The following is a 24,835-nucleotide window of genomic DNA, read 5'->3' as shown; positions in this document are numbered from 1 at the left end:
AGTCTCCTTAATAACTGCCGTGAGGGTTATTTTCAATTTCATCAACGGTCACTCTGCGCCACATTTTCACATAACACCAGGTGGTGTAGGCTAAAATGAGTGGCACAAATATAACCACAGCAATGAACATAACATTGAGTGTTCTGTGGCTCGATACCGCATCCCAAATTGTTAAGCTAATATCAGGGTTATTGCTTGAAGGCATAATAAACGGAAATAATGAAACGCCCGCAGTCATAATCACCCCAATTAACATCACACTGGTTGCTAATAATCCCAAAGCGGGCTTATTCAATTTAGAAAACAGGAGTGCACACAGTGCCATCGCAAATGCCAAAATAGGGAAGGTCATTGTCCATGGACGTTCACTGTAGTTATTAAGCCATGCGCCTTGAGCCGTGGTAACTACTTTTGCCAATGGATCTGCATGACCTTGGGTGTCGCCCATAGAGGCAATTTGATAACCTGTTAGGTTGGCAACCCACACACCGGCCGCTGCAAATAATACTATAAAGGCAAGTAATGAGTAGCGACCATATTGTCCTGAGCGCTCAGCAACTTGATCAGCGGTTCGCAATTGTAGCCACATTCCCGCGTGTGCAATTAACATGGTAATACTAACTAAGCCGGCAATGAGCGCAAACGGATTAAGTAAGGCAAAAAACGACCCTTGATAACTAACTCTCAATAAATTATCGATATGAAACGGTACACCCAAAAACAAGTTACCAAACGCTACACCAAATACCAGCGCAGGTATGGCACTACCGGCAAACAAGCCCCAGTCCCAGTTATTACGCCAGCGTTTAGAGTCAACCTTAGAGCGATAATCAAAACCTAAAGGTCTAAAAAATAATGCAAATAACACCAGCATCATGGCAAAGTAAAAACCAGAAAATGCTGCCGCATACACCATAGGCCATGCTGCAAATAAAGCGCCACCTGCGGTTATAAACCATACTTGGTTACCATCCCAATGGGCGCCAATAGTGTTAATAACGGTACGGCGTTCAGAATCTGTTTTGCCGACTAAGCGTAGCAACATGGCAACGCCCATATCCATACCATCGGTAATGGCGAAACCAATTAACAGCACACCAATAATTAACCACCAGAGCATTTTTAATGTTTCATAATCAAAAATCATGATAGTTCTCCTTTAGCAGCCGAGCTGTGATCAGGTAATTCAAAATGGTACTTACCGGTATGAAGGGAGCTTGGTCCTTGCTTAATAAATTTAATCATTAACCATGCTTCAACAATCGCCAATCCAGTATAGAAAACAATAAAACCAGTTAAGCTAATTAAAATATCATTTACCGTCAGCGATGACGTTGCTAAAAAGGTCGGTAACACTTCAGAAATAGCCCATGGCTGGCGGCCATATTCAGCCACAATCCAACCAAACTCGATGGCAATCCAAGGCAGAGGAATGCTTAATACTGCGGCCCACAACAACCAACGTTTTTGTTCAATAATACGATGGGCGTTGTAATAAAAAGCAAGGATAAATACGCCAAGCATGATCACGCCACAGCCAACCATAATCCTAAATGACCAAAACATAGGACCCACTTTAGGGAAGGAGTCTTTAACGGCTTGTTGTATTTGTGCCTCACTGGCATCTGCTACATTAGGGGTATAACGTTTAAGTAATAAGCCATAGCCTAAATCATCTTTCACGTTATCAAACTTTTCGATATTTTCAGGGGTATCGTCACCTGCGCGAAGTTTTTCTAGATATTCATAAGCAATCATGCCATTGCGAATACGCTTCTCGTGTTTTTTCTCAAGATCTGAAATACCAATCACTTGTTCATCAAGTGAGCGCGTTGCAATAATACCTAATGCGTAAGGAATTTTAACCGCAGCATGAGTTACTTGCTCTTCAGAGTCAGGAATACCTAGCATGGTAAAAGCTGCGGGGGCTTCTTCGGTATGCCATTCAGCTTCAATGGTGGCGAGTTTTACTTTTTGTACTTCACCGACTTCGTAGCCAGATTCATCACCGAGTAAAATAACACATAAAATAGAGGCTAAACCAAAGCCTGATGCCACCGAGAACGAACGTTTAGCAAATGCCAAATCACGTCCTTTTAATATGTACCAGCTACTAATCCCAAGCACAAACATAGACGCCGCAACATAACCTGCAGACACAGTATGAATAAACTTAACTTGCGCTACAGGGTTAAATACTAGCTCTGCAAAACTAGTCATTTCCATACGCATGGTTTGATAGTTAAACTCTGCCCCGACTGGGTTTTGCATCCACGCATTAGCAACTAAAATCCATAGCGCAGACATATTAGTGCCCAGCGCCATTAAAAATGTTACCCCTAAATGCTGGCGTTTAGAGAGCCTGTCCCAACCTAAAAAGAACATCCCCACAAAGGTTGATTCTAAAAAGAAGGCCATTAAGCCTTCAATAGCCAGTGGTGCACCAAATACATCACCCACATAATGAGAGTAATACGACCAGTTAGTACCAAACTCAAATTCCATGGTGAGGCCGGTAGCCACACCAATAGCAAAGTTAATACCAAATAACTTGCCCCAAAACTTAGTCATATCGCGATAAATCTCGCGACCGGTCATAACATAAACCGATTCCATAATAACTAAAATCCAGGTCATACCGATTGTTAACGGCACAAATAAAAAATGAAATAGAGCGGTGACAGCAAACTGTAATCGCGATAGATCCACAAAGGTTTCATCTATCATTTTTGGCTCCTTTGGTTGTGATGCAGTGACAGCACAAAGCAATTGTTAATGTTCTTAATAAACTTTCAGTAATTTCTGAAAGTTTGCATCATTATTGGCGTTTGTACAAATTTTGTCAATATATATATTAGAAAACTTTAATATACTATGACATTACATCAGTCTATAAAATACGCAATCATCAATTAAGAGTAAGCTAGAAAAAAGTGGTGCGTTTTAAGCGTTTAACCTAGCCTTAAAACACGGTAAACTAATCGGTATGAACGCCGGGTTTACTTGTGAAAAAATAGCAAATGAAAAAAGATAAAAAACAACTACGAATTGGTATTGTGGCAGGTGAACTGTCGGGCGATATTTTAGGTGAAGGGCTGATAAAAGCGCTTAAAGCGCATTTTCCTGATGCAATCTTTGAAGGTATTGCAGGTCCTAAAATGCAAGCTCAAGGCTGCAAAACGCTGTTTGATATGGATGAACTGTCGGTTATGGGGTTGGTTGAAGTCCTTGGCCGTTTACCGCGCTTGCTAAAAATTCGCAAGCAGTTAGTACAGCACTTTATTGATAATCCTCCTGATGTGTTTATAGGCATTGACGCGCCCGATTTTAATTTACGTGTAGAAAAACCGTTAAAAGATGCGGGTATTAAAACTGTGCAATACGTTAGCCCTTCAGTGTGGGCGTGGCGTGAAAAACGCATTCACACTATAAGTGCAGCCACTAACTTAGTATTGGCTTTATTGCCTTTTGAAAAAGAATTTTACGACAAGCACCAAGTACCGTGTACTTTTGTAGGCCACACATTAGCCGACGACATTGCACTTGAGCACGATGATAGCCAAGCCCGCAGCCAATTAGGCTTAAGTGCTGATGACAAGGTGTTAGCGTTATTACCCGGGAGCCGGGGCTCAGAAGTGGGCTTGTTAAGTGAAACTTACATAGAAACAGCGGCTCAGTTGCAAGCACAGAACCCAGCGCTTAAAGTCGTTGTGCCACTGGTGAACGAAAAGCGCAAAGCGCAGTTTATTGCTATTTTAAATGCCACAGCCCCCTCACTTAATGTTAACTTACTGGATGGGCAATCAAATTTAGCCATGCAAGCCGCCGATGCCATATTACTGGCATCAGGTACGGCAACGCTTGAGGGCATGTTATATAAAAAACCAATGGTGGTTGGTTATAAAATTAAACCCATGAGTTATTGGATTTTTAAAACCTTATTTACCTTTAATATTAAATATTTTTCGTTACCTAATTTATTAGCAGACGAAGAGTTAGTGCCAGAGTTTTTGCAAAGCGAGTGTAATGTCGCTAATTTAACAGCAGCACTTACCCCTATGCTAAATAGTGACAATAAAGAATTAAAAGCCCGCTTTTTAGCCATACATGAAAAAATTAGATTAGATGCAAGTAAACAAGCTGCAAATGCAGTGGCGGAGTTAATAAATGCAAATTGAACGACCTAATGTAACCCTAATTGCCGGTGTAGATGAAGTGGGTCGTGGACCGCTGGTGGGCGACGTGGTTACTGCCGCTGTTATTTTAAATCCCAATAAGCCAATCGCAGGCTTGGCCGATTCTAAAAAATTAACGGATAAAAAACGTCAATTATTAGCCACTGAAATAAAAGAAAAAGCACTGTGTTACGCCATTGGCCGTTGTAGTCCAAGCGAAATAGATGAGCTAAATATATTACAAGCCACTATGCTTGCTATGAGCCGCGCAGTGGAAGCACTTAGTACCGTGCCTGAATTTGTGTTTGTAGATGGTAACCGCCTACCTAAATTAGCTATGCCCGCCCAAGCGGTGGTGAAAGGCGATAGCTTAGTCGCTGAAATCTCAGCCGCATCTATTTTAGCAAAAGTGGCTCGTGATGATGAAATGATTGAACTTGATGCGCGCTATCCACAGTATGGGTTTGCAGGGCATAAAGGGTATCCAACTAAAGCACACTTTGCAGCGCTTGAGCAATACGGCGCTATAGATGAGCATCGTAAGAGCTTTAAACCGGTGCAGCGTGTGCTTGCGCTTTCGGGTAAGGAGTAATTATGCCAACTCCTGATTTTGTTCACTTACGAGTGCACTCAGACTTTTCGATGGTTGATGGTTTGGCAAAAACCAAACCAATAGTCGCTAAAGCACAAGAGCTTGAAATGCCAGCGCTGGCAATTACCGATCAAATGAACTTTTGTGGTTTAGTGCGTTTTTATGGCGCAGCGCATAACGCAGGTATCAAGCCACTTGTTGGTGCTGATTTTTGGGTACGTAGCCCAGAATTCCCTGATGAGCCAAGCCGAATAACGTTATTAGCTAAAGATAACACTGGCTATAAAAATATTACTTTATTGATTTCTAAAGCTTACCAACGTGGTCATGTGTTTCATCGTCCAGTTATTGACCGTGAATGGTTAGTTGATTTAAAAGAGGGGCTCATCATACTCTCGGGTGCTAAAGATGGCGATTTAGGAAAAGCATTAATAAAAGGCAACCCCGCTATTGTTGAGTCGGTGGTAAGCTTTTATAAGCAGCACTTTAGCGATCATTATTATATTGAGCTTATTCGCACCAACCGTGCTCAAGAAGAAAATTATTTGCATATGGCAGTGGAGCTTGCAACCACAGAGCAACTGCCAGTGGTGGCTACCAATGAAGTGGTATTTTTAAAGCCAGAAAACTTTGAAGCCCATGAAATTCGGGTGGCTATTTTTGATGGTTATACCCTAGATGATAAACGCCGACCAAAGCGTTTTTCACAAGAGCAATACCTAAAAACGCCAGAGCAAATGGCAGAGCTATTTAGTGATATTCCAGAGGCGTTACAAAATACCGTAGAAATCGCAAAGCGCTGTAATGTAACCGTTCAATTAGGTGAGTATTTCCTACCAGATTACCCTACAGGCTCATTAAAAATTGATGAGTTTTTGGTTAAAGTCTCACAAGATGGACTTGAAGAACGACTGCAATTTTTATTTCCTGATGAACAAGAGCGCCAAGAAAAACGCGGCGAATACGATGAGCGCTTAAAGATAGAGCTCGATGTAATTAACCAAATGGGATTTCCTGGTTACTTCTTGATCGTAATGGAGTTTATTCAATGGAGTAAAGATAACAATATTCCTGTAGGTCCAGGGCGTGGTTCAGGTGCGGGCTCCTTAGTAGCTTATGCGCTTAAAATTACCGACCTTGATCCACTAGAGTTCGATTTACTCTTTGAGCGCTTCTTGAATCCAGAACGTGTTTCTATGCCCGACTTTGACGTCGATTTTTGTATGGATAGACGTGATGAAGTAATTGATCATGTATCGGCCTTGTATGGCCGTGATGCGGTATCGCAAATTATTACTTTTGGTACTATGGCGGCCAAGGCGGTTATACGCGATGTTGGCCGGGTACTTGGTCATCCTTATGGATTTGTTGATCGTATTTCTAAGCTTATTCCGGGCGATCCGGGAATGACCTTAGCCAAAGCGTTTGAAGTTGAACCTCGTTTGCAAGAAGCCTACGACGGCGATGAAGAAGTTAAAGACTTAATCGACATGTGTCGTATTCTTGAGGGCTGTACCCGTAATGCCGGTAAACACGCAGGGGGCGTTGTAATATCGCCGACCACAATTACCGATTTTGCTGCGCTCTATTGTGATGATGAAGGCAAGTTTCCGGTTACTCAGTTTGATAAAAACGATGTAGAAACCGCCGGTTTGGTTAAGTTTGACTTTTTAGGCTTACGTACGCTGACCATCTTACAGTGGGCAGTGGATATGACCAACGAGCGCTTAAAGCGTGAAGGCAAACAGCCGGTTGATATCAACACCATTCCACTGAATGATAAAAAAAGTATCGAACTACTGCTGCGCGCTGAAACCACCGCAGTATTCCAGCTAGAATCACGCGGCATGAAAGACCTAGTTCGCCGATTAAAGCCCGATTGCTTCGAAGATATGATAGCCCTTGTTGCTTTGTTCCGTCCAGGTCCACTGCAATCAGGCATGGTAGATAACTTCATCGACCGAAAGCTCGGCAGAGAAGAAATTTCATACCCCGATGCGCAATATCAACACGAAAGTTTAAAGCCGATTCTTGAGCCGACTTACGGCATTATTTTATATCAAGAACAAGTTATGCAAATAGCGCAGGTGCTGGCCGGTTATACACTAGGCGGCGCCGATATGTTACGTCGTGCCATGGGTAAGAAAAAGCCCGAAGAAATGGCAAAACAGCGCTCAACCTTTGAAGAGGGCGCGCGTAATAATGGCATTGATGGCGAGCTTGCAATAAAAATATTCGACTTGGTTGAAAAGTTCGCGGGTTATGGTTTTAACAAATCTCACTCAGCAGCTTATGCATTGGTATCGTATCAAACGCTGTGGATGAAAACCCATTATCCGGCCGAGTTTATGGCTGCGGTAATGTCGGCCGATATGGATAACACCGACAAAATAGTAACGCTGGTGGATGAGTGTGAAAACATGAAACTCACTTTGTTACCGCCCGATGTAAACGCCGGTGAATACAAGTTTACTGTTAATCTTCAAGGTGAAGTTGTTTACGGTATAGGAGCAATTAAAGGCGTGGGTGAGGCTCCCGTTGATGCCATATTAGAAGCGCGAGCAAAAGGCGGTCCATTTAAGGACCTATTTGATTTTTGTGCACGTGTTGATTTAAAACGCTTAAATAAACGTGTCACCGAAAAATTAATTTATGCAGGTGCATTGGATCAGCTAGGACCAGAAAAAAATCAACCAGGGCGAGCAACGCTGCTGGCAAGTTTAAAAGATGCAATGCGCGCAGCCGATCAACACAACAAAGCTGAGCTGTTAGGGCAAAGTGACTTGTTTGGTTTACTGGCCACAGAGCCTGACGAAGTAGAGCAAGCGTTTATTAAAGCCACACCACTTACAGATAATCAGTGGCTTGATGGCGAAAAAGATACCTTAGGCCTTTATTTAACTGGCCATCCTATAAACCAGTATCGACGAGAGCTTGGGCATTACACCTCAGGCCGACTCATTGATTTGCAGCCCACTAACCGTGATGTAGTCTCAACTGGGGCGGGCTTGGTGATTGCCGCGAGAACCTTAATTAATAAAAAAGGAAATCGCTGGGGCTTGATAACTTTAGATGACAAAAGCGCCCGAATTGATGTACGCTTGTTTCCAGAACAGTTTGAAATGTACCAAGATATGTTGCAAATCAATAATATTTTGGTGATATCCGGACAGGTCAGCTTTGATAACTTCTCTGGTGGTATTACAATGACCGCCAGAGAAATAAACACCATTGCTCAGGCGCGTGAAAAGCGTATAAAAGCGATTAAGATGACGCTGAATATGGTGCAGATCGAGGCTGGTTTCTTCGATAAATTACAAAAAGTACTCGAACCATACAAAATGGGAACGTGTCCGATCAAGGTATATTATCAACGCCCCGATGCGTTGGTGCAATTAACCCTAGGGATCGAATGGTGTGTTACGCCAAGTGACGACTTAATTCATAAGTTATCGCTGATGGCAGCGCAAAATGTAGAACTAGAATTTAACTAATTAGGTAGTTTAGAGCATGAGCCTCAATTATCTTGATTTTGAGCTTCCAATCGCAGAATTAGAAGCAAAAATTGAAGAATTACAAAATGTAAGCCGCGCTGGCGAATTAGACCTTGGATTAGAAGAGGAAGTCAGCAAACTTAAAGAAAAGAGCGCACAAATGAAGGAGAAAATTTTCTCTGAACTTGGTGCTTGGCAAGTATCACAGCTAGCACGTCATCCGCTGCGTCCTTATACTCGAGATTATATCGAGCGTATTTTTACGGAATTTGACGAGTTTGCGGGTGATCGTACGTTTGCTAACGACCCTGCAATTTTAGGCGGCGTTGCTCGTTTAGATGGTGAACCTGTTATGGTGATCGGTCAGCAAAAAGGCCGTGGTACTGCTGAAAAAATTAAACGTAATTTTGGCATGCCAAAACCAGAAGGTTACCGTAAAGCATTGCGCTTAATGGAAATGGCTGAGCGTTTTAAAATGCCAATCATGACCTTTATCGACACCCCAGGTGCATACCCAGGTGTTGGCGCAGAAGAGCGTGGTCAGTCTGAAGCAATTGCACGTAACCTAAAAGTAATGGCCGCACTAAAAGTACCTACAATTTGTACTGTTATTGGTGAAGGTGGTTCAGGTGGTGCATTAGCGATTGGTGTTGGCGACAGAGTAAACATGCTGCAATACAGCACTTACTCAGTTATTTCACCAGAAGGCTGTGCCTCTATCTTATGGAAAAGTGCTGATAAAGCGCCACTTGCAGCAGAAGCAATGGGTGTAACAGCCGAGCGCGTTAAAGAGCTAGATTTAATCAACAACCTAGTTGATGAGCCGCTAGGTGGTGCACACCGTAATTATGATGCCATGGCACGTAATTTAAAAGTTCGCCTTAAGCGCGATTTAGCAGACTTACAAGCGTTATCGCTTGAAGAGATGCTTGATCAACGTTACAAGCGTTTAATGTCGTTTGGTTATTGCTAAACATAGCTAAACATAGCTAAACATAGCCAAATATAGAAAAAAGCCGCCTATGCGGCTTTTTTTGTTTTAAAATACCGTAACGTAGAGCCTTTTTTATTCGGGTTATTAGCAATTCACTCATTGGTTATAATAATGCACACATCACATATTTATCTGCAGGTACAAAAAGCCCTCAATCATTATATAGAAAACGGGCAATTCACATTTACTGTAGCCTTATCTGGTGGCGTAGATTCGGTGGTGTTGTTGCAGATAATGCATGGGTTAAAACAGCAGTACCCACAATTAAATTTAAGTGCAATTTATGTAAATCATGGCTTAAGTGATAACGCCCATCACTGGCAGCAATTTTGCCAAGCACGTTGTGAGCAACTTTCAATTGATTTTAAAGCGGCACACGTCATTATTAAGCAGCAATCGCGCACCAGTATTGAAGCGCAGGCTCGCGAAGCTCGTTATCAAGCGCTTGATGAATATAGCCCAAGTGATAGTGTCATTTTGTTAGGCCAGCATTTAAACGACCAAGTAGAGACATTTTTACTTCGTTTAAAGCGCGGCTCAGGCTTAAAAGGGCTCGGCGCTATGCAGCAAACTCGCGTGCTTGAAAGTGGCCGTGAGTGCTATAGGCCATTATTGGCGGTAAAACGCAGCGAGATAGAAGCGTTTGCCCAGCAATTTAATATTAGCCATATTACCGATGAATCCAACGCCAATGAGCGCTTTGATCGTAATTTTTTGCGCCAGCAAATAGTGCCTAAGTTGGCAGAGCGTTTTACTGGGTTTGAGCAGTGTACAGCACGAAGTATTGAATTATTGCAGCAGCAACAAACACTGCTTGATGAATATACCCAGCAAGATCTCGCACAGTGTCTTAACCAACATCAGGCGCTTAATATACAAAATATGACTCATTACAGCGCTATTCGTATTGCGAATCTTCTGCGCGCATGGCTGGCTCTATTTACCCATACCATGCCTTCGCAAAAACAGTTAATGCAAATAATGAGTCAGGCTATTCATGCGCAAGCTGATGCGCAAATGGTTATTGAGCTAAGTGGTGGGCAAATACGCCGCCATCAAGGTTATCTGTATTTTGTGCAACCGACGCCATTAGCCGTTAATATTGAACGGGTAACAAGTCACGAACTAGTGCTTAATGACGGAAAAATACTACAATGTTTGCAAGGGGTGGGTGTACGCGCGCCTAAAACTGATGAAAAAGTTAGTGTGCGCTTTGACTGCAATAGTGCGCGTATTAAACCACTCAAAAAACCAGGTAGTAATACGCTTAAACATTGGTTTAAAGATGCAAAAGTAGCGCCTTGGCTCCGTGCTGATATTCCATTAATTTTTTACAATGATGAGCTAGTGCAAGTGGTTGGTTATTTTGTTAGTGATAACCATAAAGATGAAAATGGTGTTATTTGGGAGTATAAATCATGAGTCAACAACCCCATGTTGGGCTGTCGCTTATCAATAAGGCACCCATTGGCATATTAATTACGCTATTGATTGCGGTTTTATCGGATGCAAAAGTAGCGCCTTGGCTCCGTGCTGATATTCCATTAATTTTTTACAATGATGAGCTAGTGCAAGTGGTTGGTTATTTTGTTAGTGATAACCATAAAGATGAAAATGGTGTTATTTGGGAGTATAAATCATGAGTCAACAACCCCATGTTGGGCTGTCGCTTATCAATAAGGCACCCATTGGCATATTAATTACGCTATTGATTGCGGTTTTATCGAATGTATTTTTAACCCTTAATATTACTACCCTCGGCTACGCTGTATTGGGTGGTATGGTATGTGCCGCCATTTTACTTGCCTACTGGTTGGGTAAAGGGGGCGTGTTTTTCATTTTAGGAGTGAGTACGCCTTTACTGTTGGTGCTTTTTACACCGCTTGCAACAATTGCGGCATTACTTAATTTACTCAGTGGCTTCTTTTTTGGTTTTTGCACCATGCTACTAATTTACAAATACTTTATATTAAAAAAGTAGCGTAAAAAAGCCCAGCGGGGGAGGCTGGGCTTTTCAAATATTATGTTCTTTTATTGTTTAATAGGCTTTTGCACAGTTTCGCCCAGATGCTTTTGCTTTATACAAGCCCTTATCCGCACGAGAAAATATCTCATTTTGGCAATCATCACTGTTAGTTAGGGTAAAACCAATACTGGTTGTTACATTGTACTTAGACATAGTCGGTGAGTTTCTTACTAAACGCATGATACGTTCAGCAATCACTTTATTGGTGGTAAAAGCGGGGTCCTCAATTAGTATTGAAAACTCATCGCCACCAAAACGAAATACTGAATCTGTGCCTCTAATACTACTAGATAAAACTGTGGCAAATTCTATTAAAACGTCATCGCCAATTTTATGACCATAGTTATCATTTACTTGTTTAAAATTATCTAAATCAAGCAGCATTAAACTAAATGGATGGCCGTTACGTCTATGATTTTCAAGCTTTTGTTGTAATGTGTCATTAAATTGACTACGGTTGTTTAACCCCGTCAACGAGTCTTTTGTTGCTAGCTTTAATACACGGTTGTACATTATTGCATTACGTAGTGGATAAATTAATACACTGTGAAAATGCTGCAGCTTTTTTTCAATAGCCGCACTAAGCGGATATTTTGTGTAATAAGTGAGTGTGCCTAAATGCTCACTTTCAACTTTTAGATCAAATGAGTATGCTGGGTTTTCAACATCACTATTGGGTGTTTTAACATCAATACATGATGTTTGAAAGTGTACCCCAGAAAAATTAAGCAGCTGTTTTGCAAAATTTGCAAATGTGCCTAAAATATCTTCCAACACTAGGCTAGTTTGTAGTTTGGCCGCCAGCTCATGCAGTGCTGTTGGTGTATTGCTATTGTATTGCTCTGCTGAGAACGGCAAAAATTCACCGCGACCAGAGATACGTTGTGTCAAAATATGAACGTTTTCCACTATTTCTTCCCCCTATAGTATTACTTTTTATAAATAAGCAGATTGCGTGCCACATTTTTATTCTGGCTGAAAGTTATGCGATTGCTATAGTTAAGTCACATCCCATAGATTATTTTAAGGTTTGCGTTGCAAAGTATTAATGCTCAGATTTTTGGACTTTTAGTCGCTGCGGTTTTATTTGTATGGCTATTTAAGCGCATAGGGCTTCCCCCTGTGTTGGCTTATTTGGCTGTGGGTTTATTAGCGGGTGGTCATGGTGTTGGCTGGATGACGCAAAGCCATGAGATGGACTTTATTGCAGAGCTAGGTATTGTATTTTTGCTGTTTAGCTTAGGTTTGGAGTTTTCTGTATCGCGCCTAATGGCGATGCGTAATATTGTATTTGGTTTAGGGTCGCTACAAGTATTTGTTAGTAGTATTTTGCTGATTGTGACTCTGCATTTATTAAATTTTAATTTATTAACCAGTTTTACCATTGGCATTATTATTATGCTCTCCTCTACTGCGGTGGTTGCTAAATTATTAAAAGAGAGCGGCGATTTAAATAAACGCCGAGGGCAATTGGCAATTGGCGTTTTATTATTTCAAGACATTGCTGTTGTACCATTACTGATTATTTTACCGTTATTTGCCAGCAATAACTCAAATGGTATTGGCTGGGCTCTGTTATTTGCACTAACTAAAGGTGCGTTTGTCTGCGTGTTGCTATGGGCAATTGGCAAATGGGTTTTACCTAAAGTCTTTAATGAAGTGGCATTAGCAAAAAGTGATGAGCTATTTGTTTTAACTACCTTATTAGTTGCTTTGTTTGCGGGTTTACTTACTTATTCATTTGGCTTATCAATGGCATTAGGGGCATTTTTAGCGGGTATGATGCTTGGTGAAAGCCATTACCGCCATCAGCTAGAAGCGGATATTCGCCCGTTTCGTGATATTTTAATGGGTTTATTTTTTGTCACCGTAGGTATGCAGCTAGATATCAGCTTTGTTGTTAATCATGCGGGTATTATTGTTGTTGCCTTACTAGGGATCCTAATCTTAAAAATCGCCGTAGTAACCGTGTCGTCTTTACTTATGGGAGAGCGAAAACAGGACGCATTAGCCTGCGCTATTATGTTATGGCAAATGGGAGAGTTTGGTTTTGTGTTAATAGCACTCGCAGCACAGCATGACTTACTGAGTGTGGAGCAAGTATCATTTTTAATTGCCATGGGCGTAATATCTATGGCACTCACCCCGTATTTAATCGATAAAACCCCCTTTATTTTAAAGCGACTGGGTATGTTAGAGCGCGCTAAGTTTGCCTATGAAGATGAGCCACAAAGCAGTACGCTTTATAATAATCATGTAGTTATATGTGGATTTTCTCGAGTAGGACAAACTATTGCCCGCTTTTTATCCCCAGAGGCAATTGATTATGTGGCCATTGAAAGCGATCCCATATTAGTGCAAGAAGGAAAAGCGGCGGGTGAACCTTTATTGTTTGGCCACGTTGAGCAAAAAGATATTTTAAAGTGCGCAGGGGTAGAGCGAGCACGCTTAGTGATTATTACTTTTACGGAATTTCAACAAACTCAAATAGTGATTGATGCCATAAAACAGGTTGCTCCTAAGGTAAAAATACTCATAAGAACCCGTGACGACAGTCAACTAGAGCGTTTAAAAGATTTAGGCGTCACTGAGGTTGTTCCTGAGGCATTAGAGGCAAGCTTAATGCTGGTCTCACATGTGTTGTCTATGTCGGGTGTGCCAATGAGCCGAATAATTCGTCGCGTTAGTAGTGAGAGGCGTAATCGCTATAAGCTATTGCAAAGTTTTTTTGCAGGCGAAAACATCGACAGCGATACCAATTTGCCCGAACGGTTAGAGTACTTACATGTCATTGCCTTGCCGGATAAAGCATTTGCGGTAAACAAGGCTATTAGTGAGCTTAATTTAGCTAAAAGAAAGGTGTTAATTAAGGCGTTGCGTCGTGAGGGGGAAGAAATAGAGATGCCACAAGAGCATACCGTACTATACGCAAATGATATTATAGTGTTGCAAGGCAAACCGAGGCGAGTAGAGCATGTTGAGCATTACTTGCTCGATGGCATTGAGTAAGAGTAGCCTCTTAGTCTAGCTCTAAAAACTTTCTCATCTCGGGCAGTTGCTTCATGCCATCTTCGTATCCAATTTGAATTAAGTGCTGGGTATAGCGTTTTTCAAATAATAAGTAACTGGTTAAACTCGACTGAGAGCGTTTTTTAACCCCGATCATACGCAGTAACACTTTAATTGCCCAAGGCATATCATCATAGTATTGCGCTGCAATTGCATTAAAGTTTTGCGAGGGGTTAATGATAAAGCTGTCTATTTGTTTTAACTCTTGATGCTTTTGTCTATCTGGTAATAACCCCAGCGTACGATTTACTCGATCTAATCGTTCTAAATCAGATTGCATGGTGTCGGTAAATACACTGTCGAGTAAGTGGCCTGCTACTGCAGAAAGCCCAGGGAAATGCGCAGAGTAACCTGGAGGGTGAGGTTCCTTGGGTTGTTCAACACCAATAATAAATATTTTATTTGCCCCTAAGTGAATGGACGGGCTTAAAGGTGAAAGTTGATGTATAGAGCCATCACCAAAGTAGTGGTTATAAATATTTACACTAGGAAAAACCATAGGAATAGCACTTGAGGCCATTAAATGCTCAACATTAATTCGCGTAGCGCGACCTTCGCGTTTTGCTCGCTGCCAAGAATGCTGCGTATTTGACTGAAAAAAAGCAACAGAATCACCGGTCGTATAACTAGATGCTGTAATCGACAGCGCCTCTAAGTAGTCACGATGTAAGTTACGTTCAATTCGATGTAAATCAAGAATATCGTTTAATAGCTTTCTAAGTGGCCTATTATTTAATAAGCTCGCGGGTGGATGGTTTATATGCTCAGACTGAAAACTAGTTAAAATATTACGAGTAATATGACCAAACACACTCAAAAAGTCACTTTTGTATACCATAGAGGTGGAAAAGTTTTTCCATACTGTCTCTAGCTTTCTAACGGCTAAATGCATACATGAAGCGTAACACGCTAACGCCGCAGAATTAATTGCGCCAGCAGATGTACCATTTATCACTCTAAAGGGCAGCGGGGCAGTTCTGGGCATACTTTGCGCTAATGCTTTTAACACGCCCACTTGGTAAGCTGCTCGGGCACCACCACCGGTGAGTAATAAAGCCACTTTTGGTTTACTAGGATCGACTTGCTTAATTTTCATGTTACGTATTTAAACTGTTCACTGTCTTTACTTTATTTATTCACTGTAAGTCTTTAAGCTAGAAGAATCAAAGGATACATAACTTACATTAATAAATATTGGTGTAAATTATGAATTAAATCTGTTTAGAGTACTCTAAACAGTATCGCATTTTTATATTTATGGAGTTCGTATGTCAGATAAACCATCAGGATCAGACGTTCAAAAACGTCCGCCGAATAACAACCTTATCTTTGCAGGGGTTATTTTATTAATTATCATTATTGCCGCTGCGTTTGTTTTATTAAAACCAAGTGAAGCTCCAAAAACAGTTATGCAGGTTGAAGAACCAGTAAAAGAGCAACCTATTATGGAGTTAAAGCCTGAAAACGATCCTGTGGTAGGAGCGCCCTCTGTTAAGCCTGAAAAACCTGCGGAATTAGATGTTCCAGCTCAGCGTCCAGAAGTTGAGCCCGAAGCTGAAGTTGTATCTTTACCAACGTTAAACGACAGCGACCCTGTAGTCATTGCAAAATTAGATGAATATTTGGGTGATGTAGCGATGAGCTTAGTGTTAAATGATGATGTTATTCGCCGTGGCGTAGTGTTTGTCGATAATTTAGCAAAAGGCAAAGTGGCTACCAAGCATACCCCAGTTGCAAAATTAGAAGAGGGTTTTAGCGTAAACGAAGGCGATATTTTAACAATTGATCCTAATAGCTATGAACGCTATACCCCATATGTAAAAGTACTCACAAGTATGAGTGCAGCTCAAGCTGTGCGTTTATATGATGAGTATAAACCACTGATCAACAGCGCATATACTGAAATTGGTTATGGTGATGATGAGTTTACTCAAACACTTGAAGATGCCATTGACCTGTTACTTGATACTCCTGAGCCAAAAGGTAGCTTACCATTATTGCGTGATTCAGTGACCTATCAGTATGCGTTTTCTGAATGGGAGCAATTACCCGCTGCGCAAAAGCAACTTTTACGCATGGGCCCAGAGAACATGAAAAAAGTAAAAGCGGCACTACGTAACATAAAAGCAGAGTTAGAGAGCAATTAATAATCGCTTTAAGACCTAAATAGACTGCGATTGTATATGAAGTATGCAATCGCACTTTCTTTTTTGATTATCCCTTGAATAACAGAGCAAAAGTAGAGATAATCTCAATCGCGCCAACCAAGGCCCTCAATGGTAGTCTTATTGGTCCTCTCGCAACACTAGCAGGCGAACCTGGTCAGGCCCGGAAGGGAGCAGCCACAGTTTGTGACGTGTGTGCCGAGATGTGGCTGGTAAGACTGCCACCCAAATTCCTCATTTGGGTGTATTAAAATTCCATTTATCTATTTTCTAATATTTTATTTTGTTATTCGTACGCTAATTCTAGCTTTTACGCACTTAGCTAATTTTTTGCCTTTATAGACAATAGCTAACGGGTAAGTAATAATTAAAACTCGTGATTATAATATACACCGCAGGTGTTCAATAAAGCTATAAAGGGTCAATATGGCATCTCAGAGGAATAAATGGGCGCTGGCAATATTACTCGGGCTTATTGGAGGTTGCGCTAACCTTCTACCTCTGTATTTTTTTGATAGCTCTGAATTTTTATTTGGTCAGACGTTTGTAATACTTAGCCTAGTGTTTGCAGGGCTTCGTTATTCTCTTCTTAGTTTAGCGATTGTAACTGGTTTTTTATTTTATCGCTGGGGGCATAGCTGGACCAGTGTTGTTTATGTACTTGAGCTATTTTGGCTTTATGTCTTTTGTTTAAAGCGTTCTAAGCCAATACTTCCTTTAGGCGCCGTATTTTGGTTTTTAGTGGGCTTACCACTGGTGTGGGTTTTGGGTCACTTTGTTATAGGCCTGCCTTGGCTCACACTTGTTGTGGCTGCCTCAAAATACTTAATCAATGCTATGATAGCGTTGGCTTTGGTCGACTTGGTGAGTATATTTGTCCCCCATGCAAGCCGAGCTTATCAAGGGCAGCCTTTGGCCCGAATATTAAGCTATGTTGTAAGTATAATTATTGTTTTGGTGGTTTTGATCACCAGCGTTTTTTTGGTTAATCAGCATTATTCGCGCTTAGAATACGAAGTAAACACTCAACTTAAAGAAAAATCTCGTTCGATCAGTGCCCAGCTGAGTGATTATTTATTGTTTCATAAAAGTGCCATGGTAATAACCAGTGATGCAATAAGTGCTGGGGCATCTATACAACAGCAGTTAGAGCGACTAATGGAGTTATATCCTGGCTTTGTAACTAGCCTATATGCCAGCTCTGAAGGTTATGTCGAGAAAAGTATACCGAGTGAATTGCTCAGTGGTTTGAGTCAGAGTCAGCGTTATGTTGATGATCGTCCTTATTTTGCTCAAGCTCAGCAGTTCCCGTTGGGCTACATCAGTGGTGTTTTTCAAGGTAGAGGATTAGGCGATCAACCCATTGTAGCGCTTTCCGCCCCGATTTATAAAAATGATGAGTTTTATGGGGTCGTTGAGGGATCACTTAAGCTAGATCAATTAGAGCGGTTTATACCAAATTTATTTGAATATAATGGGGATTTACTTGTTCTAGATGCAGATAAAAAAGTGGTATTTAGTTCGTTAAGCCAGTTTGCTGCGCTCAGTGATTTTAAGCAGCAGGAACTTAGTCTTCAAAGCCTCAGTGGCAATCAACTTTTTCGCTCAAATGATAACGAGATGTACCATACAAATCAGTATGTTGACGACAACACAGGTTGGCAGGTTATATCGTTATATAATCGTAAACATTTAACTATGGTGGTAGTGGCTGCATGGTTGCCTACTATGTTATTAGGATTATGCTCTATTGCACTAGTGGTTTTATTTATTCATAAATTTACCCATTTGTTGATTAAACCCATCATAGAGCTCACTCATTTAATTAATAGTTTTAGTAAAACTAAAAAACACGTATTTAATACAGATTCTAGTTGGTATGAAGTGCTGCAACTACAGCAACAATTTGAAATGTTGGGCAATGCACTACAACACTCAATTAAAAGTTTGCAAGCTTCTAATGTAAAAAATGAAGATCTCAATAAACAGCTTAGTCATTTTAATCAGCAATTAGAAGAGAAAGTCGCAGAGCAAACAACTGAATTAACACAAGCAGTTAAACTCGCCAATGAAGCAAATATTGCTAAGTCACAATTTTTAGCAAACATGAGTCACGAACTTCGAACACCTATGAATGGCATATTAGGTATGGGAGAGGTTTTGCTTCGAGATCAGTCCTTAAGTACCGAACAAAAGGAGTTGTTAATCACACAACAAAAAAGTGCAAAAAACTTGCTTAATATTCTTAACGATATTTTAGATTTTTCTAAAATTGAAGCAAATGCCATGGAGCTAAATATTAAGCCTACGCAGCTAACTCCATTTATCGAAAATATACGTTCTTTATTTTCCTCGATTGTTGCTGCCAAAGAGGTAGAGTTTACGGTTATTCAATCTAAGAATTTGCCACTGTGCATTAGTGTTGATGAATTACGCTTAAATCAGGTGATCATTAATTTACTCTCTAATGCGTATAAATTTACGCAGCAAGGCTTTGTGAATTTGTCGTTTGATTATCACGATAATAAGCTTCAAGTTAGCGTTGAAGATAGTGGCATTGGTATTGCGAAGGCACAGCAATCACTGTTATTTAGCGAGTTTACTCAAGCTGATGTGGGCGTTGCTCGTAAATATGGGGGAACAGGGCTCGGGTTGGCTATTTCTCAAAAGCTGATAAAAATGATGGGCGGTGAAATTCAGTTAAACAGCGAAGAGGGTAAAGGTAGTACGTTTGCGTTTAGTATTAGTGCACCAGAGTCAGCAGACGCTCCCTCAACCTTACCTAAAAAAGCAGCTTTGCAACCAAATCTGCTGGGTAAGCACATACTGTTGGTAGAAGATAATGCGATAAATCGGCAGGTTATTTCAAAAATGTTGGAGCCGACTAAAGCTGTGGTTGTTATGGCCGAGGATGGTATTAAGGCTCTTGATGTATTAAAAGAGCAATCGTTTGATTTGATTTTAATGGATTGTCAAATGCCTAACATGGATGGTTATGAATGCACACGTACGATTAGAGTTATGGAAGTTAAAACAGGTTGGAGAGTGCCTATAGTAGCGATTACGGCTAATGCCTATGAAGAAGATAAACAGCGATGCTTAATAGCCGGTATGGATGACTTTATTGCGAAACCAATTAATAGTGATGATTTATACACTGTGATTGGTAATATACTCAGTTGATAATAGTTCAACAGGCAAAAGCTGACACCGTGCCAGAGAGTATTCACTTGCCAAATGGTTAAATGTATCTAATTAGTTTTATGAGCAGAAAAATAAGATAATAGAATGGGGGATTAGCCTGAGTAAACTAATGGAAAGTCGATGCTACTCAGGCTAAATAATTACATTGACTCTAATTTCATACCGCGTGTTTCTTTGATGTATTTGACCACAAAAAATACACTAATAAATGCCGATAAGGCATAAAAGCCATAAGCACCAGCTAAACCAATACTGCCGAGCATAATCGGGAAGGTCATAGTAATAGCAAAGTTAGCTATCCATTGCGCGCTAGCTGCAACAGCAAGGGCCGCACCGCGAATACGGTTATTAAACATTTCGCCAAGTAGCACCCACACTATAGGGCCCCAACTTAAGCCAAAAAATACCACAAACAAATTAGCCATTATTAATGCAAAGGTACCCATATTTTCGCTAAGTGCTAACTTGCCTGCTTCATCAAGTCCAGCGCTACCAAAGGTGTAAGTAAGTGCACTTAAACTAATAAACATACCTAAGCTACCTACCAATAATAGTGGCTTGCGGCCTACTTTATCGACTAAGGCAATAGCAATAAAGGTAGATAAAATATTGGTGGTGCCGGCAAGTACATTAATAAACAGTGATTGTGATTCATCAAAGCCGGCGGCTTGCCATAGCTCTGAACCGTAATAAAATACCACGTTAATACCAACAAATTGTTGGAAAACAGATAAAGCTACACCCACCCAAACAATAGGGTGTACTTTTTTACTGCCATCAATAAATAAGTCGCGAATACTTGGCTTTTTATCACTTTGCAGAGACTGCTTCACGTCACTGATTTGTGTATCTGCATTATCATTTGAGATTTTGTTAAATACAGTTTTAGCGTGTTTAAGTTTACCTTGTGCAACTAGGTAACGCGGTGATTCAGGAATAAACAGTACACCAATTAAAAATAAGCCTGCAGGAACAAGTTCAGCCCAAAACATCCAGCGCCATGCGGCTAAATCGAACATTAAAATACCTTCGGCACCGCCAGCGGCGTTAGCAATTAGGTAATTACTTAAAAAGGCTGCAAATAAGCCCAGAACAATAGCGAGTTGTTGCAATGTCGCTAAACGACCACGTAAACTTGCTGGTGCTACTTCTGCAATATAAGCAGGCGCTAAAACAGAGGCTGCACCTATGCCTAATCCGCCAAATAAGCGGTAAAAAATAAACTCAGCGGAACTGTCGGCAATCCCAGAGCCAAAAGCGCTGACTGCAAATATAATGGCAGTAACAATCATAATAACGCGACGACCAAACTTATCAGCTAATGGGCCAGCCGCTAAAGCACCCAATGCACAACCTAATAAAACAGACGCAACATTAAAACCAGTTGCAACACTGCTTGAATTAAATGTCTTACCTAATGCCGATACAGTGCCGTTTATAACGCCCGAATCAAAACCAAATAAAAAGCCACCAATAGCGGCAACGGCCGATATAAAAATAACATATAAAAGTGAGCACGTTGTCTCTGCGCTATGCTCACCTTTAGTTGCATGCTGTGTTGTCATGTTGTTCAATCCTAATTTTTATTATGTGTAATTAAAGTAGCACTAAATTTGCTGGCAACCTTAGCACAGAGTGATCACGCTAAAAAAGATATTTCAATAGTAATACGTATGCATAAAAAATTTTATTGGGTTGATAAAAATAACGAGATGCTAGATACTGTTTTTATATACAGTATGGGCGGTTTTATGAGAAAAGAGTTACCAGCGAAATATTATTTGGCACATTTTAGAGAGCTATTAACGTTTGTGAGTGAGAAATGCGTGCATTTACTCGAGCAAAGGCATATTACATTTATTAATAAAATAAATACGCTCGACGAGCAAAGCCAGTGTATGTTGGCGCGTATTTATTCTCGTAAACCTTACTTAGTACAAACCCAATCATTAAACTACGAAGAAATTAGCTCGCCATACCAAGCACTTTTTAACTTAAAAGCGGCAAAGTTAATTGTAGAACCCTCTGATAAAGATCATAGGCAACTACTAAGTCACCTAACAAAACCGGCCTTAATAGAGCTTTTAGAAAAGCAAGAACAAACGCCATTATTTAAAAAAAGCGTTGCTAAAAGTAACTTAGTTGAAATAGCTATTTCATTCTTTGAATCTAAGCCAGAGTGTCTTGCACACTTATATAATCAGTACGTGATAAATAATAGAGAAGAGTATTACGAGTATTTTGAATTTTTATATATTGGCAGGCTCAGTGCAGGTGATATTAATCATCAAAATCGATTTGTATTGCGAGATTTAGGCGTAACACCTGTTAGGCAAGAGCATAATGAAAGCTTATCGCGCTTTGATTCAATAAAGGAAGCGCAGTCTAACTATGCATTAAACCGTTTGCGACTAACGCTTAAAAATACAAAAGATGACAATGAAAGAGAGGAACTAGCAAAGCAGTTAATAAATGAAGTAGCAGTAGGGGTTATTGCACAAGAGTTAAAAAACAAGTTACTGGTTATACTTTATAAGCAACTAAAAACAACTAACCCAACACTTGCGTTTGATGTACTTAATGCCTGCGAAGACGATGCACAAGCCTTAGAAATTCAAATAAGAGAGCAATACCGTTTAGGCAATAAAGAATGGGTAAAAGCGCAGCTTGAGAAGATTATAGAAAACCCGCTTAGTGATGAGCTACTGTATTTCGCAGATGACTTTTTAATGCGTAAATTTAACAAGCAAACCCGTTCGCGACTCAGTGAAATGTTAGCCAGTACACGCTGCATTATAGACGTTGATGAACTTTACCGTGGCGATGTTGAGTTAGGTGTAAGCGATCACTACACTCGTCAAGGAAAACAGGTTTTTTATACTGAAAATACTTTGTGGCAAAGCTTATTTGCGCTGGTTTTTTGGCAAGAACTCTTTATTGAAACCCCGACACCGCCTTGTAATGAATTTGATATTTTCCCTCAAGCGTTAAAAACAGACACCTTTTATTTAAATCAATCCTCACAAATAGAAGCGCGGCTAGCTGCGTGTAATAGTGCCCAGAAATTGCTGCGTTTAGTGTGTGACCATGCCGCAAAGTATTATGAGCAACCAAATGGCTTATTTAGGTGGCATCCAGATGTGTTAAAGCCAGTAGAGATGCTTATATTAAATAGCCCAATAACGGCTTTACTTCAGCATTTAAAAAATATGGCAAAGAACTACCGACAGCTAAAAGATGGTTATCCCGATTTAATGATTGTTGATAACAATGCCGTTCATTTTGAAGAGGTTAAAGCACCTGGCGATAAGCTTAAAAGAAACCAGTTAGTGAGTATCGATAATTTAAAAAGCTGTGGCTTTATCGTAAATATTGCAGCGGTAAACTGGTATGTAGATCCTAAGCGGATTTATAGTGTTGTTGATATTGAAACAACAGGGGGATTAAAGGGTGGTAATCGAATTACCGAAATTGGTGTTGTTAAAATACAGCAAGGCAACATCATTGATACATGGACTACGCTGATAAACCCAGAGCGGCCTATCCCTCGTTTTATTACTAAACTAACCGGTATTAACGACGCCATGGTAAGTGATGCGCCTATATTTAGCGACATTGCTTCGACTTTATTAGATAAGCTTTCGGGTAGTATTTTTGTCGCTCACAATGTTAATTTTGATTATGGCTTTATTAAAAAAGAGCTTGAGGGGCTGGGAATCAACTTTAAAATGCCAAAACTATGTACCGTTGTTGAATCACGTAAAGCATTTAAGGGATTAAAGTCGTATTCGCTGGGAAATTTATCTGCACACTTTAATTTAGACTTAACCAACCATCACCGTGCATTAGACGATGCCAAAGCGGCCGCGCAGTTATTATTACTGGTTCAGCAAACGGACAGTCAGTGATAAATTTGAGCCAGTTAAATGTATTGTACTTAAAGTAGTAAAGTAGCTTGGGTATAAAAAAAGGGTATTAAAAAATTAGGTTTATCTATTTTTAAATGGACGGTTAAAACTGCGCTTATAAAAATAATCGCTGTAAGCTTTGCAATCCCATGTTAATATTAAATTTATGTTAACAACTTTTAGGGCGGGTGTTTTAAAAGTGGTGTATGTTTCTGGGCAAAAACAATAATAAATTAAGGATAATAATGAATCATCAACAATTGAGTGCCACTTTGCTGGTATTGATGGCTTTAATAACTGGCTGTAATTCGTCACCAATAAGTCTTTACAGCGATAATACTATGAAGAAAAAAGAATATAATGGTGTTAAGGCATACAGAAAAGGGGAGTTTGAAGAGGCTTTTAACTATTTAGAAGAGCCAGCTGCATTGGGTTATAAAAGTGCACAATACACCCTAGCGTTTATGTTTTTAAAAGGACAATATTTAGAGCAATCAACTAAGCTTGGTATGGGGTGGTTGGGTGTTGCTGCAGAAGCTGGCGTTGAAAATTGGTCACAACAATATGATACTTTTTATGCCGCTGCGACAACAGAAGAGAAGCAAGAAATAGATGCAATTGTTGCAGTTTATATTGAACAATTTGGTGTTAAAGCTCAAAACATGACATGCCGTAGGTCAACATCACCTAGGCGCACATTCGGCGAAATTAAAATTGATTGTAATAAACACGATGGTGTTGTCACTGTTCATGAAATACAAACAATAGAGTAAAGCTAGTTACTAACTAGCTTCTTTTCAAAGTCACTTTTTACGATATCGAGCGCTTTTAATACTTCTTCGGGCTCTACATCGTGTTGCTCTAAAATCATAATTAAATCAACAGCGAGTTTCACGTGTGTAGGAGCTTCTTCTAACGGGTTACTCATTAATATCTTTCTTTTTAGCAATCTGATCAATCGCAAAATTAATGGCAACTTCTACGCGTTGCTGCATATCCAAACGATCTGTTTGAGTTAAATAAAACGCCATATCTACATCGTATCTAATATAACGTGGGGGTAATTGATTGAGTACGGTGCAGCAAAAGTCAGCCATTACATCGTCGTTGTAACGTTCATTAAGTTTACGTTTTTCTATTTCTTCTAAAACGAGTTTTTCGTAAAAATTGTGTATGTCGTCATCTAATCGCATATTCCTGTCACTCTT

19 protein-coding genes and 1 other RNA gene are annotated in these 24,835 nt (G+C 40.2%); 13 read left to right on the top strand and 7 right to left on the bottom strand.

The features are described from left to right. Positions 1–7 precede the first annotated feature (7 nt). The gene (gene cydB / locus ACNSN3_RS09785; protein ID WP_008110962.1) at positions 8–1,147 is read right to left on the bottom strand and encodes a cytochrome d ubiquinol oxidase subunit II; all 1,140 of its coding nucleotides are present in this window, start codon (positions 1,145–1,147) and stop codon (positions 8–10) included. Beyond that, a complete protein-coding gene (locus tag ACNSN3_RS09780; RefSeq protein WP_010388142.1) occupies positions 1,144–2,727 on the bottom strand; it encodes a cytochrome ubiquinol oxidase subunit I in 1,584 nt (527 codons plus the stop codon). The genes cydB and ACNSN3_RS09780 overlap by 4 nt, the downstream gene beginning before the upstream one ends. Before the next feature lie 293 nt (positions 2,728–3,020). Here ACNSN3_RS09780 and lpxB point away from each other — a divergent pair, with 293 nt between their 5' ends. From lpxB to ACNSN3_RS09745, 7 genes are all read left to right on the top strand, one after another. Next, positions 3,021–4,178, top strand: a complete 1,158-nt coding sequence (lpxB, locus tag ACNSN3_RS09775; RefSeq protein WP_418607200.1) for a lipid-A-disaccharide synthase — start codon at positions 3,021–3,023, stop codon at positions 4,176–4,178. Next, the gene (gene rnhB / locus ACNSN3_RS09770) at positions 4,168–4,767 is read left to right on the top strand and encodes a ribonuclease HII (RefSeq protein ID WP_010388148.1); all 600 of its coding nucleotides are present in this window, start codon (positions 4,168–4,170) and stop codon (positions 4,765–4,767) included. The genes lpxB and rnhB overlap by 11 nt, the downstream gene beginning before the upstream one ends. 2 nt (positions 4,768–4,769) lie before the next feature. Further along, the gene (gene dnaE, locus ACNSN3_RS09765; protein ID WP_055012774.1) at positions 4,770–8,261 is read left to right on the top strand and encodes a DNA polymerase III subunit alpha; all 3,492 of its coding nucleotides are present in this window, start codon (positions 4,770–4,772) and stop codon (positions 8,259–8,261) included. 16 nt (positions 8,262–8,277) lie between these two features. Next, the gene (gene accA, locus ACNSN3_RS09760; RefSeq protein ID WP_008110950.1) at positions 8,278–9,234 is read left to right on the top strand and encodes an acetyl-CoA carboxylase carboxyl transferase subunit alpha; all 957 of its coding nucleotides are present in this window, start codon (positions 8,278–8,280) and stop codon (positions 9,232–9,234) included. Positions 9,235–9,366: 132 nt separating this feature from the next. After that, on the top strand, positions 9,367–10,677 hold the full coding sequence (gene tilS, locus ACNSN3_RS09755) for a tRNA lysidine(34) synthetase TilS (protein WP_418607196.1): 1,311 nt from the start codon (positions 9,367–9,369) through the stop codon (positions 10,675–10,677). Continuing rightward, entirely contained in the window at positions 10,674–10,898 is a 225-nt protein-coding gene (gene tilS, locus ACNSN3_RS09750) for a tRNA lysidine(34) synthetase TilS (RefSeq protein ID WP_418607194.1), read from the top strand. Before tilS (ACNSN3_RS09755) ends, tilS (ACNSN3_RS09750) begins: the two co-directional genes overlap by 4 nt. Continuing rightward, positions 10,895–11,236, top strand: coding sequence for a hypothetical protein (locus tag ACNSN3_RS09745; protein WP_054202423.1), 342 nt, complete (start codon positions 10,895–10,897; stop codon positions 11,234–11,236). Before tilS (ACNSN3_RS09750) ends, ACNSN3_RS09745 begins: the two co-directional genes overlap by 4 nt. Before the next feature lie 57 nt (positions 11,237–11,293). On the opposite strand, the gene ACNSN3_RS09740 is transcribed toward ACNSN3_RS09745, so the two are convergent. Further along, entirely contained in the window at positions 11,294–12,190 is an 897-nt protein-coding gene (locus ACNSN3_RS09740) for a GGDEF domain-containing protein (RefSeq protein WP_418607191.1), read from the bottom strand. Between the two features lie 126 nt (positions 12,191–12,316). Here ACNSN3_RS09740 and ACNSN3_RS09735 point away from each other — a divergent pair, with 126 nt between their 5' ends. Continuing rightward, positions 12,317–14,290, top strand: a complete 1,974-nt coding sequence (locus ACNSN3_RS09735; RefSeq protein WP_418607190.1) for a monovalent cation:proton antiporter-2 (CPA2) family protein — start codon at positions 12,317–12,319, stop codon at positions 14,288–14,290. A gap of 10 nt (positions 14,291–14,300) precedes the next feature. Here ACNSN3_RS09735 and ACNSN3_RS09730 read toward each other — a convergent pair whose 3' ends face one another. Beyond that, positions 14,301–15,446: a patatin-like phospholipase family protein gene (locus ACNSN3_RS09730; protein ID WP_010388160.1), complete on the bottom strand. Its 1,146-nt coding sequence runs from the start codon at positions 15,444–15,446 to the stop codon at positions 14,301–14,303. A gap of 172 nt (positions 15,447–15,618) precedes the next feature. Between ACNSN3_RS09730 and ACNSN3_RS09725 the strand changes: the two genes are divergently transcribed. The 3 genes from ACNSN3_RS09725 (at position 15,619) to ACNSN3_RS09715 (ending at position 19,698) form a co-directional block, all read left to right on the top strand. Continuing rightward, positions 15,619–16,497, top strand: a complete 879-nt coding sequence (locus ACNSN3_RS09725) for a DUF3014 domain-containing protein (RefSeq protein ID WP_010388163.1) — start codon at positions 15,619–15,621, stop codon at positions 16,495–16,497. A gap of 139 nt (positions 16,498–16,636) precedes the next feature. Continuing rightward, an RNA gene (ffs, locus tag ACNSN3_RS09720) (signal recognition particle sRNA small type) lies at positions 16,637–16,733 on the top strand. Between the two features lie 208 nt (positions 16,734–16,941). Next, positions 16,942–19,698, top strand: coding sequence for a response regulator (locus ACNSN3_RS09715; protein ID WP_418607187.1), 2,757 nt, complete (start codon positions 16,942–16,944; stop codon positions 19,696–19,698). 161 nt (positions 19,699–19,859) lie between these two features. Here ACNSN3_RS09715 and ACNSN3_RS09710 read toward each other — a convergent pair whose 3' ends face one another. Beyond that, complete coding sequence (locus ACNSN3_RS09710; RefSeq protein ID WP_418607185.1) at positions 19,860–21,284, bottom strand: sugar porter family MFS transporter; 1,425 nt, start codon at positions 21,282–21,284, stop codon at positions 19,860–19,862. 186 nt (positions 21,285–21,470) lie between these two features. On the opposite strand from ACNSN3_RS09710, the gene ACNSN3_RS09705 reads away from it, so the two are divergent. Both ACNSN3_RS09705 and ACNSN3_RS09700 read left to right on the top strand, forming a co-directional pair. Next, entirely contained in the window at positions 21,471–23,627 is a 2,157-nt protein-coding gene (locus ACNSN3_RS09705; RefSeq protein ID WP_418609060.1) for an exonuclease domain-containing protein, read from the top strand. A 245-nt stretch (positions 23,628–23,872) separates the two neighbouring features. Continuing rightward, the gene (locus ACNSN3_RS09700; protein WP_418607184.1) at positions 23,873–24,400 is read left to right on the top strand and encodes a sel1 repeat family protein; all 528 of its coding nucleotides are present in this window, start codon (positions 23,873–23,875) and stop codon (positions 24,398–24,400) included. A gap of 2 nt (positions 24,401–24,402) precedes the next feature. Here the strand turns inward: ACNSN3_RS09700 and ACNSN3_RS09695 are convergent, their stop codons facing one another. Next, positions 24,403–24,555: a YbaM family protein gene (locus ACNSN3_RS09695; RefSeq protein ID WP_010388219.1), complete on the bottom strand. Its 153-nt coding sequence runs from the start codon at positions 24,553–24,555 to the stop codon at positions 24,403–24,405. Continuing rightward, entirely contained in the window at positions 24,548–24,820 is a 273-nt protein-coding gene (locus ACNSN3_RS09690) for a late competence development ComFB family protein (protein ID WP_076919239.1), read from the bottom strand. Before ACNSN3_RS09690 ends, ACNSN3_RS09695 begins: the two co-directional genes overlap by 8 nt. Positions 24,821–24,835 lie beyond the last annotated feature (15 nt).

The organism is Pseudoalteromonas sp. US3C1004, assembly GCF_048401065.1.
Taxonomy (GTDB): domain Bacteria; phylum Pseudomonadota; class Gammaproteobacteria; order Enterobacterales; family Alteromonadaceae; genus Pseudoalteromonas; species Pseudoalteromonas undina.
The sequence above is the reverse complement of the archived record's forward strand: the minus strand, read 5'-3'. Positions and strand labels throughout refer to the sequence as shown.